Here is a 16,464-nt window from a genome sequence, read left to right on the forward strand (position 1 = left end):
ATATCCTTTGCTTTTTTTTATTTATTAAATTTCTTAATAATTTATAACTACCGTTACCTTGCAGCAGGATCTAAAAATACCGCGAAGTATGATGAGAGATTACCATTCCAGCATGTTGGATCCAAGTATCGGGGTACTTAGATGACAGAAAAGGGACGCTGGGATGACACTATTCTTCTAACAGTATACCAGCAACTGTTAGGCCTTACTAAAAAATAAAGAGAAATATGAAAGCCCTATATCTCCTCACATCAAAACAACTTGCTTTTTGACATGAATAATTATATACTTTTAATAAATCAGAGTTGTATATAAAATGAAGAGCTTAAAGGAATTATCCTTAAGAATTAAGAACATCAGGTCTGTACAGAAAACTACGAAGATAATGCAAATGGTTTCTGCAGCAAAGTTATTACAGAGCCAAAAAAAGTTATCAAATTCAAAACTGTATATATCCAAGCTGCATGACATTATTTCTTCAATAATGTCATCCGCTGACCAGGAATTACTGGCAAAAATCTTCACCACTGGCGATAACGATTCTTATCTAGTGTTTATCATTGCATCTGATCGTGGCTTGTGCGGCAGTTTTAATTCCTCTATTGCAAAATCTAGCCAAGAGCATGTAAATAAATTGATTGCGAGTAGCAAAAGAGTAGATATTGTATTTCTTGGTAAAAAAGCTTTTGATATAGGTAAAAATAGATTCGACTCTAAAAGCATTTTAAAAATTGAAAACAGTAAGGGGATCACGCTAAAGCGTGTAGAAGCTTTAGTTGGTAGTATGGATCTCAGTAAATATGATAAGATTAAAGTTTTTTATAATAAATTTTACAATACCTTCACACAGAAGCCAATATTGGAAACGATAAAACCATGGAGTAAAAGCTCATCTTTGATTGATGACTCTCTGACCAATTCAACAATAGATTACAGCTATAAATATGAACCACAAAATACTGAATTTATTTTACGATCTTTGATTCAAAATTATGTTGTAACTGCCCTTTACTCTGCTTTACTTGAAAGTGCAGCGAGTGAGAATAGTGCTAGAATGGTTGCTATGGAATTGGCGAATAGAAACACTAAGGAAATGCTGAATAAGTTGGCATTGCTTTACAATTGTTCTCGTCAAGCAGCGATTACGACTGACTTGATCGAAGTGATAGGTGGTGCAGGATCTTTATAGAAACCCCAGGGATAAAAATGAATATATTAAATATCGCAGCAGACATAATTAAACTAATAAAAAAGCAAAACCAAGACGCAGAGGTTGCAATATATGAAACTAACAAAATCTTCGTTTCTCAACGTCTATCAAAAATTGAACAAATATCACAATCTAAAAATTGCACTATAGGAATTAGAGCCATAGCAGGTAAAACCAAAGCTGCGTATATTTCTACAAACGATTTAAATAATCTTAGTGACATGGTAAGCAAAGTAGTAGAAATGGCAAAGAATGCACAAGAGGACCCTTACATTAATTTTGCTATAGATAGAGATAATTGTACCTACTCTACAGGTTTAGGTATCTTAGATAATAATGTTGTAACTATTGATAATCTAAAAGAAATTGTCGAAGTTGCAGAAAACTCAGCTCTTGCGCATAAAAATATTATTAATTCTGAAGGAGCCTCTTCTTCACATGTTTTAGTAAATACAGTATTATCTACTGTTTCTGGTTTTATCGGCTCATTTAGTAAATCAACTTTTGCTAATCAGGTTTCTGTTGTCGCTGGAGAGGGAAATGAGATGAAGATTGGCTATGACTACGATATAGCATGTAACTTTGGCGATTTAAAATCGCCAGAGTTAATAGGGAAAGAAGCAGCAAAAAGGGCAATTGATCAATTGAATTCACGCACAATTAAAACTGGTAAATTTCCAGTTATTTTTGAAAAAAGAGCAGCAAAAGAGCTAGTAAGAAGTTTTGCTTCTGCTATAAATGCTAGCAGCATTGCAAATGACAGCTCTTTCTTGAGAAATAGTTTAAATACTCATGTTTTCAACAATAGAATCAACATTATTGATGACCCATTATTACCAAGGGGCATAGAATCAAGACCATTTGATGGAGAAGGAATAATTAGCAGGAAAAATACGTTTGTAAAAAACGGAGTACTACAAAATTGGATTCTGGATCTATACTCGGCTAAAAAGTTAAACTTGGAAACAACTGGAAATGCAACTCGTACGAGTAATGCTGCAATCATTCCTGCAGCTAGTAACTTCTACATCGAAAATGGTAATATATCACTTAAAGAATTAATTGGGGAAGTGAAAGAGGGAGTATATATAACTGATTTATTTAGTTTTGGTGTTAATTTAATTAATGGTGATTATAGTCAAGGTGCATCAGGATTTTTTATAGAAAACGGTAAAATAACGTATCCAATACACGAGATTACTGTTGCCAGCAATTTAAAAGACATGTTTAGCAACTTAGTCGTTGCGGACGATTTAACCTTCTGTGGGCAATTTAATTCACCAACGATTAAAGTTAGTGAAATGACAGTTGCAGGCTCGCTTAACAATTAGAAAATTTAGTTGCATCAAGTATAACAATTATGTATTATGGTCATATAATGTTAAGGATAGACTATGGAATATGGAAGTTTAGTTTCAATAACTGAGCTTCAAGCATCTTCAATTTTAATTTCAAAGTTTTTCACCACATTAGTAGTGTTAGTTAATAATTTTAGGAGTTGTTTCAATGGAATTCGGTAATATAAAGTGGTTTAATGCTGAAAAAGGTTATGGCTTTATTAAGCCAGAAGCTAATGGCAATGATATTTTTGTACATATCAGTACGCTAGAACGTTCAGGAATAAGACCTGATTCACTCAGAGGAGAAAACAAGGAAAAGGGAATAAAAGGAGAAAGAGTAAGCTATGAGCTCAAAGAGGAGCGTGGTAGGAATGGAGAAGGAAAAAAATTTGCAATAAATTTGAAGTTATTAGAAGATTAATTCGCATTTTGATGATAAAAGTTTTTAGTAAAGCTGGTATATTGTGAACAGCTTTTACGAAATGGGTCTTCCACTATTGCTTGGGCAAGCTCTAGATAAAAATAGTTTTTTTGTTCCAACTCCAGTTCAAGCACAGGCAATTCCCCTAGCTCTAAAGGGTAAAGATATTCTTGGATCTGCCCAAACGGGAACTGGAAAAACTTTGGCGTTTGCTATTCCATTAATTGCTAAGTTATTAGGTGAGCCTAACGCTAGTACAGCTTTGGTTATTGTACCAACCAGAGAGCTTGCGCAGCAGGTAACAAATGAAATAGGGAAGCTTTTGTTTAAAAACTCCGTGCTAAAGATCGTCTTATTGATTGGTGGTGAGCCCATTTTCAGGCAGCTAAATCAGCTTCAGAGAAGGCCACGAATTGTAATAGGTACTCCTGGCCGTATTATAGATCATATTGAGCGTAAAACTTTGATTACTAGCAATGTCAGTACTCTTGTACTTGATGAAGCGGATCGTATGTTTGATATGGGTTTTGGAATTCAAATTGAAGGGATTATGAAATATCTCCCAAAAATGCGGCAAACCCTTATGTTTTCTGCAACTCTTCCTGGTGATATAGTTAAGCTTGCTGAGAAGTACTCGAACCAGCCAGCACGTGTTTCTGTTGAGAATGAAGCAACAACTTCTGTAAAAATCAAGCAAGAAATTATTTATGCATCAGAGTCAGAAAAGTATGGAAAGCTTGTTACACAATTATATCAGCGTAAAGGATCGATCATTGTTTTTGTTAGGACAAAGCAAAGAGCAGATCAACTAGCTTACAAATTACGCAAGGATAACCATAGTGCTTTGGCAATTCATGGTGACTTGAAGCAGTGCAAGCGCGAGAGGGTTATTAATTCTTTTCGTCGTGGTCACAATCAAATTATGGTTGCAACAAATGTTGCTTCTCGAGGTCTTGATATTCCTCATATCCAACATGTTATCAATTACGATGCACCGGAATCGCAAGCCGACTATATTCACCGCACAGGTAGAACTGCACGCGCTGGAGCTGAAGGGTACACACTATCCTTTATTACATCTCAGGATAAAAAAAGGCTGCCTGCACTGACAGATAAAAAAGGAGAGCTAAATTTTGGTTGTAATGTGCAGTTTAAGAAACGTAGCAGTAAAAAGGTTTCTAGAAGGCCAAGTGCACTAAAAATTAAGTATGGTAGAAAAAAGATTAGTACTTTTAAAAAGAAAAGCACAGTACTAAAGAAAATATATTAATATATCAACCATCTTTTCCATTCTTAAAAAATCTCAGAGTAAAAAAAATGCTTTAGAAAATTGAGGGACCATAAATTCACCTGCTAGATACTTTGTCACTAAAGAAGAGTTCAAGGAGATAAATCAAAACTCAGTGGCTTTTTCTATAAATCTATTAACTATTGCTCAATGCAATTTTATAACTCGCACCGGCGAAAGCTGGTACAGCAACTATGGCAGTGTCTACTATTAAAATTCTTTTTCCTAAACTTAATTTCTAATAAAATTTATCAGCAAGGTTAAGTTCATCATGTGAAAAACCATCTTCATGATCAACAATAATAGCAACATTCTTTTTGTTTTTTAGAACTTCATTGGAAGATTTTCCCCACCCTGCTTTATCACACAAGACAAAACTTCTATTCGAGAGTCAGGTAAATCATGGAAATTAACAGGAGGCAAAACCTCTGGTACACTTATTCTGCAACATTGTTCTGCAGTTTCGATTGCCTGTAATTTTCCTCTATTCAGATTAATATTCTTTACCACTGTATGTTCCGTTAAAATGAATTGAATACATGTTGCCCCCATTTCAGTGGCTTGTATTATTACATTGCTTAGAGTAGTATTTTTTACTATAGCACAATACACTTCTATTGAAGGTTAGTCTACCAGAAAGACTACCATTTGCAAGCTGAAGATTGACCCACACTTAGCTCCTTGAATGACTCTTACGGGATTTGAACCCGTGTTACCACCGTGAAAGGGTGATGTCCTAACCACTAGACGAAAGAGTCAATGTTAATTAACTAAGTTATATTAATTATGCGTACGAAGTCAATTCAATTATTTTAAAGCACAAACACCTTTTTCTATTCCACATTCAATATTCACCGAATTTACTTTAGAGTTAGGAGTTTTAGGTTTTATTCTTAATTGTTCAACTTTTGTATCAGATTCATAGCTAGAATCATAACCTGAATCCCCGCCTTCATACTTTTGTTTTATTTCTTTTACATCAAAGACAGCTCTAGTCTCAATTCTTCGATTACTAGTCTGTTGCTGATTTATTAGTCTATCAGGGCTTTGTTCGTTTAGTTTCATTCACTCTTGCCATTTGTTTACTTTATCTTGCACTAGCCCATGGTAAGTCTCTGAATTAGTTTTTACATCTCTTGCTTTTCTCTCCGCCCTTTTTTGAACAAATCTACTTCAGCATAAATAGGTTCTGATAACTGTCCTAGCTCCTTCTGTTTTAAGCTAGCAGGCTTTTTTGCTCTAAAAGATCATCTACAATGCAATAAGTAGGTTCTCCTAATATACTAAAATAACCGTTGTCTTCCAGTGACAAATTTTCAGTAGATTTTATATGGATCATATACTTCAGCATAAATAGACTCTCTTGATGCGTTCAAATAATCATCCTTCTCTAATGAATTACTAACCTTAGAGTTATATACCTCAGCATAAATGGGCTATTTCAAAAGCAAAATATCATAGCCAGTGCTCTTTGGCTTGTACTCAAAAGTTCTCAGGTTTTTAGGTAGTATCACATTACTAACTGAGTTAGCCTTGAGCTTCAACTTCACGACTTTTTTAAATTTATCAAAATCTCTCTTTCTTCGAAATCTTCAATATATTTCCCCTTTCTTTGTCACTTTTAGGCATTGCACCCATGCATTATTAATTTACCAAGCATCAAACAACATTTTTCTCTATAGTTTTTGAGGTATTCCTTAGCTTGTACAGATATAGCCTCTTGCTCATAAGTAAGAGCTCTTTACATATTTATAAATTTATATTTCTAATATCATTGTTGCCTATTGCATTAACATTAGCGCCAGAGTTAATAAGCAATTCCATTACGTCATAATCAAAATTTTTTACTGCGTACTCTAAAGTACGGTTTAAAACTTGACTGTATTTATGCTAAATAATCCTGCATTGCTAAAGGATTGACTTTCGAAAAGAGTTTTTTCTAAGATTATTTGTTACCTTATGAAGGCTTAAAGCTAGTTTAACAATTTTTATGTTACTATTTCTAGCAGATCTAATTAAAAAATTGTTTATTATGTCCATGATTGTACTCTTCTACAAAGACTCACTATCATTGTGCAATTTTAAACTATGACGATTTATCTTGTATTAATAGCAGCCCTTTACTTCCAGCAGCTTTCTACATCCACTTAACAAGAGGTGGCATTGACATCATAATTGCATCTGGATTACCATCCGTCATTAAACCAAACTTTGTACCACGGTCATACAACAGATTGAATTCTACATACCTACCGCGTTTTATTAATTGGGTCTCTCGTTGTTCTTTTGTCCAAGGCTTGCGCATATGTTGACGTACAATATGTAAATAAATTTTCAAAAAGGTTTCACCTACTGCTTTCGTAAACTCAAAGTCATTTTCCCATCTACCGGAATTAAGATTATCGTAAAAGATTCCACCAATACCACGTGGCTCTTTTCTATGTTGTAAGAAAAAGTAGTTATCACACTGCTCCTTGAATTTTGGATAGTATTCAGCGTCAAATTTATCACATGTTGTTTTGATTGACTCATGAATGTACTTATAATCTCCCTCGTTTTTATATGTTGGAGTAAAGTCCATTCCCCCACCGAACCACTGTTTTGATGTATATATCAACCTTGTGTTCATATGTGCTGCAGGAACAAGGGGAGATTGCATGTGAGACACTAAAGATATACCACTTGCCCAAAACTCTCCATTACTTTCACTTGCGCCAGGAATTTCATTCACAACTGAATCTGCAAATTTTCCATATACCTTTGAAACGTTTACTCCAACTTTTTCAAAGATGTCACCATAGATGATTGTAGATTCCCCACCTCCTCCACCTGGACGATCCCATTTTCTCTTTTCGATTCTCGGATCTGTGGGTGACTGCCCTTCAATTAACAAGAAAGACTCAACAACTCTGTCTCTTAGTGCACGGAACCATTCGAAAGCTTGTATTTTTTGTTCTTTCATAATATTTTGCCACTAGTACCAATTTCAAGAGATTTAAATGATAACTACCTATCAAAGATGTTAATAAATCTATAATAATTAAACAAATATAATGAAATACTTTTATATGCACAATGAGTAAAAGATACATAGATAGCAAGAAAGAGAACAGGGTTGACTTCATATTGAGGAACCATGGAATGTCAGTTATCATTATGGCAGTTATTATGTTCTTACCTTCAATAGCAATATCAGTACTCTACTTTTTTGATATATATGATCAGCACACTAATATAGAGATTAATTTATTGGTTAGCACTCTAGTGACTCTCTTTATAGTATATAATGTAAAACATTACAGATACTTGCTTAATATCATAGAATTTCAAAATGCAATATTTGCAAATGCACTAAATCATAATACAGAATTTTGTCTTATTTTACACAAAAATGAAGATGTCGTTTATGCTGATGCGAGGTTCTACGAAAGATTTAAAGATTACATAGATAATGATGTTACACTAGGCAAGATTCTTGAAGTAGGGGATATTTCAGAAAAAGACAAAAAAGCATTATATCACGCGCTAAAGAATAACTCCTCTGTACAGGTGCGCATTGTCTTAAGCAAGAAAAGTAGAATATCTAGCTTTCTTTTGCTTTGTGAATCAATACCAGATAATCCCCAAATTGCTATAAACAGTAATAAGATCTTAAACTTATCATTAGCACCAATAGCAAGACCACATGGGTATTTCGTATTGAAAGCGACACAAATGAACAAAGAACAGGTATACGAAGAATTAATAGAAAAGCATAATATAGGAACTTATATTGCAAATACTAAGGGGATAATTTTATCTGTAAATAAAAGGTTTTTAGACATGTTTGAATTGAAAAAACTTGAAAAAGGCAGTTCAATTAATGATTTCATATTTCAATCTAAGTATAACAATGTAGCAACTGATAATAACATTTTGTTTTTTACTGTAAATGGTGTTCCATTTAAGGCTTATATGAGCACTGCTATGTTTTGCGATAAACATCATCATAGCTATATATATGGCCTTATTACACCAGTTGAATCAAATGTTATTGATTACCAATTACACCCTTGTTTTGCAAATTCATCAATTGCTATTGCACAATGTGATGTAAATGGTAGTTTTATAAAGAAAAATACAGCGCTAATAAAGCTTGCAGGGCCAGATAATAGCTCAATATTTACACTGATATCTGATGACTATCACATGAAAATACGTGAATATTTCTCGAGTAACAGAATAAATAATGCGTCCTTTGATGTGCAGCTCAATAACAATGATAACATGAAAATATATTTCAATAAGTTTCTTCATAATAGAATGATGTTTATACTTTGTTATTTTGTTGATAATACTGAGCACAAAAACCTGGAGATAAAGCTTGAACATTATCAAAAAATGCAAGCCATAGGTCAATTAGCAGGTGGTATTGCACATGATTTCAACAATATACTAACTGGAATAATAGGATTTTGTGATTTGCTTTTACTCCAGCATTCAGCTGGCGATCCATCTTTCAGAGATATAATACAAATACAGCAAAATGCAAAACGTGGATCAAATTTAGTTAAGCAATTACTTGCTTTTTCAAGAAGGCAAACTATGCAACCAAAGATTATCGATGTAAATAGTACAATAGCTAATCTTTGTGAAATGATAAAAAGATTAATAGGTGAAAACATAAAATTCACTACTTATTATGGTAGAGATTTAGGTATGGTTAGGGCTGACCAAGGACAATTAGAGCAAGTTATACTTAACTTAGCAGTTAATGCTAGCGCTGCTATGGAAAAAGGAGGAGAGCTAACTATACGAACTTTTAATAAAAAGATTGATTCATTAAATTCTACACCTCAGGGTATGTTTTCTCCAGACAAGGAAGCGATTGAACATGGAAATTATGTTATGATTGAAGTAATTGATACGGGATGTGGTATGGTGAGTGATACAGTTGAAAAAGTATTTGATCCATTTTTCTCTACCAAAGATATTACCTCTGGTACAGGTCTTGGTCTCTCTACTGTATATGGTATTATTAAACAAACTGAGGGGTATATCTATGTTGCCAGTGAAGTAAATCGTGGAACTAAATTTAGCATATTTTTGCCTATGGTTTACATATCAGATGAGAATCATAGAGAGAAAGGTAGTGAAGAAATAGAGAAACCAGTAGTAAATGAAGTGAAAGATAATGGTATAATTTTATTAATTGAAGACGAAGATTCAGTAAGGGAGTTCACTACCAAGGCACTAAAAAGAAAAGGATTTGATGTAATAGAAGCTAGTATGGGCAGCAAAGCGTTAGAAATAATAAGTAAAAAAAATCAACATATAGATCTAATAATCACCGATGTAATAATGCCAGAAGTCAGCGGTCCAGAGATAGTTAAAGAAGCTCTAATTCACAGGCCGGATATCAACGTTATTTTTATTTCTGGATACGCAGAAGATGCGTTTTTGAAAAACGATAACATTAATATAGAAGATTTTCACTTTTTACCAAAGCCATTTACTCTAAGTGAATTAGGAAATAAAGTTCAAAGTGTACTACATAAAGCAAAAAAAGCAGTTTAATTTTAGGCACAAAAAAATTTTCTAATGCAAAAGTTTTTAGCATATATAATAGAGTTGTTTTACACATAAGATAAAGGACGTGAGCAAGGTTATTACAATAGTAAATTAAAAGGGTGGAGTGGGTAAAACTATAACTAGTATAAATTTATCAACAGCTTTTGCTGCTATAGGAAAAAGTACTTTATTGGTAGATTTTGATCCTTAAGGAAATGCTAACACTAGTTAGCGAATTTCTTATCGTAGTAGAGAAGAGAAAAATATATATAAAATATTACTAAGTAGCGAAAATAAACTCATAAGATCAGTAATTTTCAATATAAAGGAAATTCCAAATTCATCGCTAATTTCTTCAGTAGTTGATTTACCAGCTGCAGAAATTGAATTATTACAACTTGAACGGGGAAAGTTTGTGCTAAAGAATGCATTAGAGAAAATATGCGATGATTATGAGTACACAATTATTGATTGCCCTCCATCACTTGGCTTACTTACTATCAATGCTTTGACGGTTGCTAATTCTATTATTGTTCCTCTTCAGTGTGAATTTTTGCTTTGGAGATGCTAAGTCATTTAGTTAAAACTGTAGAGCTAATAAAAAGAAATAGCCTAAACCCTCTTCTGACATAGAAGGAATCTTGCTAACAATGTATAACAGACGTAACAAACTTAGAGAACAGATTAAAAATGACATTTATCAGTACCTAAATGATAAGGTGTATAAAAAACTATTATTCCATTGTATGAGACTATCATTCTATGCAATGTAAGACTGTCAGAAGCACCTTCTCAAGAGAAGCTAGCCATTGTGTATGATCTTAAATGTTCTGGTGCGTAAGCATATATAGGTTTAGCAAAGGAAATTTGAAAAAGCATGCTAGCAGCTGTAAAGAAAAGAAGCTGGTAAGTGAGAATACAGCATGAAGGATGAAAGAAGCTTGGGCAGAAGTCTTGCTGGTCTTACAGGTGACAATTATGACAATAAAGAAGACCGACAAGAATATTTATCCATTTCATTACTGCACCCAAGCAAGTTTCAGCCAAGAAAATACTTTGATGAAGAATTATTGAAAGAACCTGCAAGTTCAATAGAGGAAAATGGCACAATATAGCTTATCGTGGTACGTAAAGGTTCAAATTAAAGATAGCTATGAAATAATAGCTGGGAAATGTTGTTGGTGAGCAGGCAAGATTGCAAATCTCGATAGCGCTTCGGTTATTGTAAAAGATTTGAGTGATAAAGAATGCTTGGAAGTATCCATTATTAAGAACATACAGAGGCAAGATATTAACCTTATAGAAGAAGGTGATCATATAAAACTAATAGGTAAATTTTTCTACACACATGAAGAACTAGCTCTAGCCACAGGCAAAAGCCGCAGCTATATAACCAATATGACTAGGATGTTGTCGCTTCCCGACAGTGTGAAAATGATGATCAACGAAAAAGTTATCTATGGGTTATGCGAGAGCGCTAACTAATGTTGAAAATGCAGGAAGTATCACAGAAAAAATAGTTTCTCAGAGTTTGAGTGTTAGATAAACTAAAAAATTGATAAAAGACTTGCATTGAAATAGCAGCCAAAAAGAACGAAAATACACTTAAAACCAAGACATAGCAGTAGTAGAGGACGCTATATCTTCTCAGAGCTTGGTTTAAAGATCAAAATTAATAATAATAATTCCAAGGGGAAAGTTATGATATAATAATCCAAATGAATTAGATTTAACACTAAAAATTTTGAATAGAAAACTTGAAGCAGAGCAAAATATAATATAGAATACAATTGTTGATGTCATCCAAGTAAGTTTATAGAAGTGCAAAAAATACTTGATAAACTTTGCCAGTTTTATTATTATCAATAATAAAGTTGTTTCATAATTTAAAGCCTATCGGAAGTCAAAGTCTAGAGGGGTATATTTTTTAGTGTCTGTACTTAATTCCTATAGTACTTTTGTTGTATTCTTTCTGAATTTTTCTATAGTAGAGCTGTTTGCCTAATGTCATGAATTGTGCCTATTAAGCGCTAAAAAACATTAAAAAACGCCAACATTATAAAATAGATAGTAAATAACTAGCTAACAGGGAATCTTTTGCCTTTTTTTTATTTGGTAAATTTCTTAATATTTATAGCCAGTTGTAATTCATGAAGCCAAGTAGCTCTGTAAAAATAATTTATTTTTGTAAAATACAATAAATAGTATAATTCCACTACTTAGCACTGAAATCCAGAAATTTTATCTGTATATCATCTATTTTTATGGAAACACCATAAACAATGAAAGTGGCTGAATCTGCTATTTTCAAAGTGAAAGAAACCTCAATAGAGGTTTATGATGTAACAAAAATAGTGCTTAAAAGAAGTACTATTTTTTACCCTACTGTCTCAATCATTAGGAATATTGTCCTGCTGCACTACATTTTGTGCCTCTAATAGTTTCTATGGCTTTACATTACCATTTTCGCAAGTCACACCAGCGTTTGGCATTATTTTTGAAACAACTATAGGAGCACCAAAAAACACAGCAGTAAATGCACCGAGTGCAAAAAGAGCTGGCCACGGCATTCTACCAAATATTGCAAGCAAAGCTGCACCTATTATTACTATTGTTATCATCGGTCCACCTATGCCATGGGCATAGCCTATTATCTTGCATATCACTATTGATGTTGTATCATTTGTATCAACAAAATTATTAGTAGAAGGAGGAGCACCTGCATTAAATGCAAAGAAGAGGGTTAAAGCAACAAGTAGAAAAAATTTTTTCATTACATATCCAATATTTTTTACTTTATCCTACTTTACTTCAATTAAATTTAAGTAAATGACACTAGAAATATTACTTGCCAAAACTTTTTTTCGGCCTGTCTTTAATTTGCAGAACTTAGAAGTCTCTATTTACATGCCATTGCATTTGGTTTTATTGCCTTTACAGCTGTAGGAGCTCTGAAAAACATGGCAGTAAATGTACCAAGTGCAAAAAGAGCTGGCTACGGCATTCTATCAAATACTGCAAGCAATGTTGCACCTATTATTACTATTGTTACAATCGGTCCACCTATGTTGTGAGTACAGTCTACTACTTTTTACATATTACTGTTGATGTTTCATCCTTTGGTACAGCAGGAGAAATGCACGTCATGCATTCGTGTCAAAAGCAAAGGAGAAAATGAGAGCTATAAACAAAAGAATTTTTTCACTATACCTCCAATAATTTTTATACTAGATTTTCTCTTACATTCATTAAATTTTAGTAAAGGTAAGAAGTTAGTAGATTGATCACATTATCAATTTAATTTTGGCGTGCAACGCTTCATTTTATTTAACCAAATTAATTGAATCAAGCTATAGAATCTGTTAAAGTTAATTTTATGAAATGCACCCTTAGCTCAGTTGGATTAGAGCATTTGACTACGGATCAAAAGGTCGGGCGTTCAAGTCGCTCAGGGTGCACAAGTATCAATACAGATACAGAAAATATGAGTGAGATCTAATTCACCCTCAATTCCTTGGTATGCAAACCGCGTGGCAAAGACTCTAGTTCCTTTGCAACGTTCAATTCTTTGTTTTTTGTATATATACCAAGTTTATTGAATTCTCGGGCAGCAGGAAACACCCTTGCTTCAAGTGAACCAGCAGTTTTATTATAATGATCAACGGCACTCTTTAAGCTCCTGCGTAAATTATCAAAGTTTTCACCCATTGTACAGATTCGCTCATATAAAATGTGGCCTAGCTCACTGATTTTTTTTGCACTTTCAGCTATCATTTCTTGCTTCCACCCGTATGCTATTGCCCTAAGTAGAGCGATTAAAGTGATTGGTGTTGCAATAATCACTTTTTTTTCTACTCCAATCTCTATCAAAGCAGGCTCATACTCTAGTGCTGCACTGAAAACCCCTTCTCCTGTGAGAAAAAGAACCACAAGTTCTGGTGTATTTTCAAATTGATTCCAATACTCTTTTCTACCCAGATCATTTATATGCTTTTTTATTGCCAAGGAATGATCCTTTAATTTCTCCTTTTGTATCCGCAAGTCACTTTGTGATACAGCATCAAGATAAGAATCGAGCGGCACTTTAGCATCTATTATTATTTGCTTTCCAGATGGCATTTTGATTATTAAATCAGGACGCAGTAAATTATCCTTATTTTTATCAATCACTGATGGATGGGTAAAAAAATCGCAATATTCAACCATCCCTGCCATTTCTACCACTCTTCTTAGCTGTATTTCACCCCATTTCCCTCTAATATGAGGCTTCCCTAAAGCATTAGCAAGGCTAGAAGTTTGGTTCATTAATGCTCCAATTTGCTCTTTTAAACCTTCATAAGCTCCCACTCTCTCTTTTTCCAGTTCGCGTATTTCACTATCAAATTTTTCCAGTTTTTCTTTTATCGGAGTTACAACTTCGTTAATCGTTACTTGTCTTTTTTTGAAATTACTTTCTGTCTCTTTTAATTTACTATCGATTACTTCCTTCGCCAAGTTCAGAAAATTATTGCTATTTGTCTGCAAAGCATCAAGAGAAAGTGCTTTAAAGGTGTTTGTTAGTCTCTCCTCAGCCTTTGCTAGTAATTCTATTTCCTTTTTCTTCTCCTCACGTTCTTTTTGCAGAGTTACTTCAAGTTCTGCATTGCTCACTTTTAAATCTACTATTTCTTTGTCCTTACCCTGCAAGATCTGTTTTATTTCTTGAAACTCGCGCTCCAACTTAAATAAATTACCCTCAAGATTTGCCGATTTTATTCTTTCTCTGCTCAGTTTTTTATTCTTTCTTATAATGATGTAGAGAAGCAATAATAAAGAGAGGCCAAAAGCGATAGAATTGAAAAGCATCAGAATACAAAAAAAATCGTACTCACAATACTATCTAATTTTTATGTATATGGAAAAGAAAAAAAGGAGCACTTGAAAGTGTGCTCCTTTTTGAAGTTCATGACTGTTGACCAATAGATGGACCACTGCCAACAACTGGTGTTGCTGCAGGACTATCAGTTTTGAACTTGGTGTGTTGCCATTTGCAGGAACTTTAAGTTCAGAACTTGCAGCTTCAGGCGCAATTGGATATTTAGCGTATATATTGAATTCTTTTATTACATCGCTAAAACCTAACAGTTCTTTTATTCTTTCTGGTTCATTATCACCATAAATTGTACTGCCATCTTGAGTTCCAACTGAATTCATGGACAGATGTACATAACCATTCTCCATTTCTATTTTTGAGTCACAACGACCTGTGGCATATAGCTGTTTCTCTCCTTCAAGATTCAAATGGAACTCATCACAAATAACATTATTATCCTTGTTTTTATATACTTCTCAAAGTATTTGATAGTTATTATGTTCTACATCCAATCGTATTTATCATCAATAACTTTCAGGCAAGCTTGTAGGTTCTTGAGCTATCTTAATACTGCTTGTTTGGTTTGTTTTATTACTAGACTTCCAAACTGATAAAAATTTTCCTAAAGTCCATGAAATTTCTGTATAATTAACAATCTACTTAAAAAACTTTTTTATGCTTTTCCACATATTCATTCCTTAAATTAATAATAAATTAACTTAGTTATTATATATAAGATATAACATGTCAACTATTTTAGAAAATGTTTTTAATACTTGCTTGAACTTGCAATCTTTAATAATTTAATAGCACTGGTGTTCACAACTTTCCCACTGACACGTTTAGTGACAGAAAATCTCACATAGGGTTCATCCGTATAAGGGTTCCTTAACATTCTTATTCCTCACTATCTACAATTTTTAAGCCTGTTTAAAATCTGCCACTACAATTATCGGTAGCTGATTGTCTGGTACAGGCGGCATATCAACGGATTGATATACTACTATTTCCATTAAAGTATCCAGAGCTTCAAACGATAAACTTGGTTGCCAAAGATATTGACATGTTTGAGGCTTAAGTAGCCTAACATCCTTTAGTGTACTTCTGTTCATTAAAAATGATGCTATTTTGGAATAGTACTCATTTAGAGAATAACACGATTTCATTATTGCATTACCATCCAATTTCTCAGCTTCAACTTGCTCCACCTTGTTGTAACTATTTCCATCTTCATAAGATAAGATTCCTTTTGGGTTGGAAAGTGCCATCAACCTTAATGAAAGCTTTGTTTTCTTTCGCACCGAAAATCTCAGTAATTTTTTCAACTAACCAACTTTCAACATCAACAAATGTATCATCAAGTAGCTTTTGTGATTAATTATGTTTTTTTTCCATTGATATAATTTTACAACTTTACCCAATCATGCAAGTAATAAAAACCCACTCGCCATAGGAGTAGAACTTTATGTCAAACAGCTACTGCAACAATTACTGCTTAAGCCACTGCTGTGTAAATTAATGTTGCTTTAAGTCTTACATTAGCAACTACTATAATTTTATGCATTAGAGCTGTTATGTCCATCATCTTCTTCTTACCACTTTCAATAAGCTTAAAATAAGATTACCAAGTACGACTTTGCAGCAGCCATAGCTGATATAAAGAGCCTTGAACAAACATTACTTCTACTACCTATAATCCTTAGTTAACTAACAGTTTTATTACCTTTCCTTATACCAATTCTCATTGTTAATAGGTCAAATAAGTGACATTGCAGAGTTGTTTTATTGCGGAGCGAGAAGGAG

General features: G+C 33.4%; 15 protein-coding genes, 2 tRNA genes and 2 pseudogenes. 9 read left to right on the top strand and 10 right to left on the bottom strand.

What is annotated here, in order from left to right:
- The first annotated feature begins 316 nt into the window (after positions 1 to 316).
- From atpG to CCY16_RS02005, 4 genes are all read left to right on the top strand, one after another.
- Positions 317 to 1,189 (top strand): ATP synthase F1 subunit gamma, encoded by an 873-nt coding sequence (gene atpG, locus CCY16_RS01990; RefSeq protein WP_088414563.1) that lies wholly within the window; start codon positions 317 to 319, stop codon positions 1,187 to 1,189.
- A gap of 17 nt (positions 1,190 to 1,206) precedes the next feature.
- Positions 1,207 to 2,541 carry a TldD/PmbA family protein gene (locus CCY16_RS01995; RefSeq protein WP_088414565.1) on the top strand — a complete coding sequence of 445 codons (1,335 nt, stop codon included), beginning with the start codon at positions 1,207 to 1,209 and terminating at the stop codon, positions 2,539 to 2,541.
- Positions 2,542 to 2,716: 175 nt separating this feature from the next.
- On the top strand, positions 2,717 to 2,971 hold the full coding sequence (locus CCY16_RS02000; RefSeq protein WP_011256904.1) for a cold-shock protein: 255 nt from the start codon (positions 2,717 to 2,719) through the stop codon (positions 2,969 to 2,971).
- A 43-nt stretch (positions 2,972 to 3,014) separates the two neighbouring features.
- The gene (locus CCY16_RS02005; RefSeq protein ID WP_088414566.1) at positions 3,015 to 4,241 is read left to right on the top strand and encodes a DEAD/DEAH box helicase; all 1,227 of its coding nucleotides are present in this window, start codon (positions 3,015 to 3,017) and stop codon (positions 4,239 to 4,241) included.
- Between the two features lie 342 nt (positions 4,242 to 4,583).
- On the opposite strand, the gene CCY16_RS02010 is transcribed toward CCY16_RS02005, so the two are convergent.
- From CCY16_RS02010 to hemF, 4 genes are all read right to left on the bottom strand, one after another.
- Positions 4,584 to 4,871, bottom strand: a complete 288-nt coding sequence (locus CCY16_RS02010; protein ID WP_245800715.1) for an RsmE family RNA methyltransferase — start codon at positions 4,869 to 4,871, stop codon at positions 4,584 to 4,586.
- Positions 4,872 to 4,945: 74 nt separating this feature from the next.
- Positions 4,946 to 5,017, bottom strand: a tRNA-Glu gene (locus CCY16_RS02015).
- 49 nt (positions 5,018 to 5,066) lie between these two features.
- Entirely contained in the window at positions 5,067 to 5,324 is a 258-nt protein-coding gene (locus tag CCY16_RS06060) for a hypothetical protein (protein ID WP_245800716.1), read from the bottom strand.
- 1,072 nt (positions 5,325 to 6,396) lie between these two features.
- Complete coding sequence (hemF, locus tag CCY16_RS02025; RefSeq protein WP_088414568.1) at positions 6,397 to 7,221, bottom strand: oxygen-dependent coproporphyrinogen oxidase; 825 nt, start codon at positions 7,219 to 7,221, stop codon at positions 6,397 to 6,399.
- A gap of 113 nt (positions 7,222 to 7,334) precedes the next feature.
- Here hemF and CCY16_RS02030 point away from each other — a divergent pair, with 113 nt between their 5' ends.
- The 4 genes and pseudogenes from CCY16_RS02030 to CCY16_RS06070 all read left to right on the top strand — a co-directional run bounded on the left by CCY16_RS02030 (position 7,335) and on the right by CCY16_RS06070 (position 11,294).
- Positions 7,335 to 9,815 carry a response regulator gene (locus tag CCY16_RS02030; protein WP_088414570.1) on the top strand — a complete coding sequence of 827 codons (2,481 nt, stop codon included), beginning with the start codon at positions 7,335 to 7,337 and terminating at the stop codon, positions 9,813 to 9,815.
- Positions 9,816 to 9,933: 118 nt separating this feature from the next.
- Positions 9,934 to 10,736, top strand: a pseudogene (locus CCY16_RS02035) (ParA family protein).
- A complete protein-coding gene (locus CCY16_RS06065) occupies positions 10,733 to 10,924 on the top strand; it encodes a ParB N-terminal domain-containing protein (RefSeq protein ID WP_245800717.1) in 192 nt (63 codons plus the stop codon). Before CCY16_RS02035 ends, CCY16_RS06065 begins: the two are co-directional and overlap by 4 nt.
- Before the next feature lie 118 nt (positions 10,925 to 11,042).
- Positions 11,043 to 11,294, top strand: a complete 252-nt coding sequence (locus CCY16_RS06070) for a ParB/RepB/Spo0J family partition protein (protein WP_245800718.1) — start codon at positions 11,043 to 11,045, stop codon at positions 11,292 to 11,294.
- Positions 11,295 to 12,253: 959 nt separating this feature from the next.
- Here CCY16_RS06070 and CCY16_RS02045 read toward each other — a convergent pair.
- Entirely contained in the window at positions 12,254 to 12,583 is a 330-nt protein-coding gene (locus CCY16_RS02045) for a TrbC/VirB2 family protein (RefSeq protein ID WP_088414571.1), read from the bottom strand.
- 609 nt (positions 12,584 to 13,192) lie between these two features.
- On the opposite strand from CCY16_RS02045, the gene CCY16_RS02055 reads away from it, so the two are divergent.
- Positions 13,193 to 13,267: transfer RNA gene (locus CCY16_RS02055), tRNA-Arg, on the top strand.
- 37 nt (positions 13,268 to 13,304) lie between these two features.
- Here CCY16_RS02055 and CCY16_RS02060 read toward each other — a convergent pair.
- From CCY16_RS02060 to CCY16_RS06090, 5 genes and pseudogenes are all read right to left on the bottom strand, one after another.
- Complete coding sequence (locus CCY16_RS02060; RefSeq protein WP_088414573.1) at positions 13,305 to 14,654, bottom strand: DNA recombination protein RmuC; 1,350 nt, start codon at positions 14,652 to 14,654, stop codon at positions 13,305 to 13,307.
- Positions 14,655 to 14,684: 30 nt separating this feature from the next.
- On the bottom strand, positions 14,685 to 15,089 hold the full coding sequence (locus CCY16_RS02065) for a hypothetical protein (RefSeq protein ID WP_088414575.1): 405 nt from the start codon (positions 15,087 to 15,089) through the stop codon (positions 14,685 to 14,687).
- 341 nt (positions 15,090 to 15,430) lie between these two features.
- Positions 15,431 to 15,556, bottom strand: coding sequence for a phage major capsid protein (locus tag CCY16_RS06790; protein ID WP_143696897.1), 126 nt, complete (start codon positions 15,554 to 15,556; stop codon positions 15,431 to 15,433).
- A 25-nt stretch (positions 15,557 to 15,581) separates the two neighbouring features.
- A complete protein-coding gene (locus tag CCY16_RS02070; RefSeq protein ID WP_281250496.1) occupies positions 15,582 to 15,962 on the bottom strand; it encodes a phage major capsid protein in 381 nt (126 codons plus the stop codon).
- 194 nt (positions 15,963 to 16,156) lie between these two features.
- A pseudogene (locus tag CCY16_RS06090) lies at positions 16,157 to 16,361 on the bottom strand (IS110 family transposase); the annotation flags it as partial.
- Between the last annotated feature and the right edge of the window lie 103 nt (positions 16,362 to 16,464).

It is taken from the genome of Wolbachia endosymbiont of Wuchereria bancrofti (assembly GCF_002204235.2).
Classification (GTDB): domain Bacteria; phylum Pseudomonadota; class Alphaproteobacteria; order Rickettsiales; family Anaplasmataceae; genus Wolbachia.

Coding starts and splice junctions, on each gene's coding strand:
- atpG (WP_088414563.1), top strand. CDS start 317: ATGAAGAGCTTAAAGGAATTATCCTTAAGAATTAAGAACATCAGGTCT.
- CCY16_RS01995 (WP_088414565.1), top strand. CDS start 1,207: ATGAATATATTAAATATCGCAGCAGACATAATTAAACTAATAAAAAAG.
- CCY16_RS02000 (WP_011256904.1), top strand. CDS start 2,717: ATGGAATTCGGTAATATAAAGTGGTTTAATGCTGAAAAAGGTTATGGC.
- CCY16_RS06060 (WP_245800716.1), bottom strand. CDS start 5,324: ATGAAACTAAACGAACAAAGCCCTGATAGACTAATAAATCAGCAACAG.
- hemF (WP_088414568.1), bottom strand. CDS start 7,221: ATGAAAGAACAAAAAATACAAGCTTTCGAATGGTTCCGTGCACTAAGA.
- CCY16_RS02030 (WP_088414570.1), top strand. CDS start 7,335: ATGAGTAAAAGATACATAGATAGCAAGAAAGAGAACAGGGTTGACTTC.
- CCY16_RS06065 (WP_245800717.1), top strand. CDS start 10,733: ATGAAGGATGAAAGAAGCTTGGGCAGAAGTCTTGCTGGTCTTACAGGT.
- CCY16_RS02045 (WP_088414571.1), bottom strand. CDS start 12,583: ATGAAAAAATTTTTTCTACTTGTTGCTTTAACCCTCTTCTTTGCATTT.
- CCY16_RS02060 (WP_088414573.1), bottom strand. CDS start 14,654: ATGCTTTTCAATTCTATCGCTTTTGGCCTCTCTTTATTATTGCTTCTC.
- CCY16_RS06790 (WP_143696897.1), bottom strand. CDS start 15,556: ATGTTAAGGAACCCTTATACGGATGAACCCTATGTGAGATTTTCTGTC.